This is a genomic window from Solemya elarraichensis gill symbiont (genome assembly GCF_002021095.1).
Classification (GTDB): Bacteria; Pseudomonadota; Gammaproteobacteria; order Chromatiales; family Chromatiaceae.
Genome location: NZ_MPRK01000200.1, coordinates 1 through 3,161, shown reverse-complemented (window position 1 = coordinate 3,161; position 3,161 = coordinate 1). Strand labels below are relative to the sequence as shown.

Genomic DNA, 3,161 nt, shown 5'->3' with positions numbered 1-3,161 from the left:
GAGCATGATGATGATGATAAAAAACAGGGCTGTTCCGAACCGGAACATCTCCTTGCGACCGGACTTCGTCGCACTTTCAATCGCCTGAATACTGTTTAGCTCCATGACTTTACTCCAATGGCTGTGAAGGATTTTGCAGATTTGTTGCGAAAAAATCTTTCGTACTGAAACAACTGCGTAATCTATCTATTTTATTGGAAAGATGACGTTAATTAGTCAGAATAAAGTCAGGTTATTACTATTTGTTTGGTTTCATTGATACAGGTCAAGTTCTGAAATGCGATCGGTTATGAGAGACATCATGTAACAAGTCGCCAAGGTGTCTTTTTTCTGTAGATACTGAACATTTTCTTAGTTTGTAGATGTTGCATCGACCGGTTGAAGTCGCAGCTAAAAAGCGGACATTGAAACGGACTTGGTTCATGGCAATGAGTGTTTGTAGAATAATTAAATACCATCACAAACAACGCAACAACATGTTGAGCCCGGCTAATCTTGCTGCATAATTTATGCGTTGCACCTGTTCAGCCGTTGTCCAGCTGAACAGCTGCATCTCGACAGCAGCTGCCTCAGGAGCAGGCATATCCAGTCCACGGCTGCTTGCAGCTGTTCCGAATCCTGCTGACATGAGGAGATTCTGAACCCGATCTGCGCGACTCTCAACGCCACCTTTTCTGGCCTTACGGCTTTTGGGAATCCGTTTCTGCGCCAGAAAGGTAAAATCTGATCGGGGCGCCGTTTCGTCAGCCGTCACGCTGATCACGAATATGCGTTCCATGCCAACAGTGGTATCTGCATTGACAGTGCCAAGACTCAATTCCAGTGATGGACAGCTTTCTGGCTCAGCCGGCTTGGTGCGACCCTCAATACGGAAGACATGATGAGTGTTTTTATCGTTTTGTTGAAAGACGGCATGCTTCCGCATGAGGCTTTGCGCGTCGCCATGCTTTTCGAAAGAGAGAAAAATCCCGACCCTGTCATGTGGGCACCATTTGTTATCTTTGGTTTATAGAAGACGCAATAGTGCTAGTTGGTAATCAACTCCTGTTTTATGCCAGATACTGACATGCAACATGGTTTGCTATTTTAGGTAATAAGGTTAAACATCCAACCTACAAGAATGAAAGCAATTGCCAATACTGATGCAAATTGAGCCAGTGCCTGCCATTTAATCACCTTGCGCATAATCAGCATCTCTGGAAGTGATAAAGCTGCGACACTCATCATCAAGGCAAGCGTTGTACCGATTGCTACGCCTTTTCCAAGCATGGCTTCCGCAACAGGAATAATTCCAGTCGCATTGGAATAGAGTGGAATCCCGAGAAGCACTGCTGATGGTACCTCATACCAGTTCCCTCCTGCGAGATGTTCTGAAACCCAGGTTTCCGGAACAAAGCCATGAAATAGTGCGCCTACTCCAATACCGAGAAAAACCCACAGCCAGATGCGGCCGACAATCTCTTTGACCTCAGAGACCGCATATTGATGACGGCCTTTGAGGGACTTGTCCTGTTCTGGAAAAGCTGCCTCTCCCATCTGAATCTTCCAGACATACTCCTCAACCCAGCGTTCAGGCTTGAGCCTTTGCATGACCAGGCCACCAACCCAGGCAACGGTCAGACCGGCCAGCACGTAGAGAGCGGCTAACTTCCAACCTAATATGCCTATCAGAATGACAACGGCGACTTCATTGATCATTGGAGATGCTATTAAAAAGGAGAAAGTAACGCCAAGAGGAATCCCGGCCTCTACAAAACCTATAAACAGGGGTACAGATGAGCAAGAGCAAAACGGGGAACGGCTCCAAGAGTGACGGCCATTCCCCGTGCTTGCCAATCAGGCCTGTTACGAATGAACTCCCGTACACGTTCAGGCGACATTAATGCACGAAGTAAACCCATGATATAAATAATGATGATTAACAGAACGAATATCTTCACGATATCCATTACAAAGAAATGAAGCGCAGCACCTACATGGCTAACGGGATCAAGCCCCAGCACTTTGAAAACAACAATATTGGCTAATGCCTCAAACATCTGAAGTCCGATATGGCCTGAACATTATTCCGACACCCACTGTCGAATCTTGTCAGGACCGGGCAAACCCCCTGCATGAACCACTTGACCATCAATTACGACCCCTGGCGTGGACATGACGCCGTAGCCCATGATTACAGCAATATCTGTGATCTTTTCCAGTTCAATCTCAGTGCCAGCCTGTTTCGCAGCGATTTGAATCAAATTCGCAGTAGTCTCACAGTTCTTGCAACCTGATCCAAGTACCTTGATGTTTTTCATGCCTCACTCCTTATGACCTATAGTCATATCTTACTGAATGATCGCTTCAAACCCAATGCGGACCTTCGCTGGCAACCGATACCTGGCGGAAAGCGCTTGCTAGTCTGAATGACATTCCATCTTAAAGAAATCCATTTTTTAATATGGAGTTCAGATCCTGAATTATTTTTTCAAGGGCATGATAGTCCTGCCTGGTATTCACCTGAAACCAGCGATGCAACAGGTTGTTTTCCTCAAGATATTTAATCTCGTACATGCTTGGCGCGTCATCGATCCATATAAAGTCTCCATGCAAGGCTTCTGTTTTAAATGTTCGATAATCTGTTGCCTGTATCAGCTTGATTTTTTCATATAGCGGATCTGTAACATATGGCTTTAAGTAATTCAGCACAGTATCCGCACTACCTTTGCAGTGCGATGTCAGCCAGTAGCAATCAAAATGCTCGATAGAAAAGTCAATGAACTCGTCACAACCAGCCGCAATTGAATGACTGATGTCACGTGGATTCTTCTTCCCTAGCAGTACCCCGTCTACATCAAGAAACAACAACATGAGCAATCTTCCTGTTCCATTATCACAATATACTACCGTGCTGACTGTCCGACATCAGACCCTGTCATCATGCAAGTAACCTGAATCCCTTTCCGCCTGGTATTATTACAAAATGTATCTAATTCGAATTAATAATGGTCAATGAGAATACACATTAAAATCCAGTTATTACAGTTTCTCCTGTTTCTCCTGTTGATTCCTGCCCAAGCTGAGCAATCTTCATTAATATCTGCAGCTGAAAGCGGAGATGTGAATGCTCAATATACTCTCGCACGGCAGTATGAAGAAGATAACAGCAATCCTGAACA

The 3,161-nt window shown here is 45.0% G+C and carries 3 protein-coding genes and 1 pseudogene; all 4 read right to left on the bottom strand.

Features of this window, described 5'->3' with window-relative positions; all coding sequences use genetic code 11:
- Positions 1-457: 457 nt before the first annotated feature.
- Entirely contained in the window at positions 458-925 is a 468-nt protein-coding gene (locus BOW51_RS08970; protein ID WP_078477428.1) for a hypothetical protein, read from the bottom strand.
- Positions 926-1,086: 161 nt separating this feature from the next.
- Positions 1,087-2,039 (bottom strand): annotated as a pseudogene (locus tag BOW51_RS08965) (permease).
- Positions 2,040-2,063: 24 nt separating this feature from the next.
- Positions 2,064-2,300: a thioredoxin family protein gene (locus BOW51_RS08960; RefSeq protein ID WP_078477427.1), complete on the bottom strand. Its 237-nt coding sequence runs from the start codon at positions 2,298-2,300 to the stop codon at positions 2,064-2,066.
- Between the two features lie 121 nt (positions 2,301-2,421).
- Positions 2,422-2,853 carry an NIF family HAD-type phosphatase gene (locus BOW51_RS08955; RefSeq protein ID WP_078477426.1) on the bottom strand — a complete coding sequence of 144 codons (432 nt, stop codon included), beginning with the start codon at positions 2,851-2,853 and terminating at the stop codon, positions 2,422-2,424.
- Positions 2,854-3,161 lie beyond the last annotated feature (308 nt).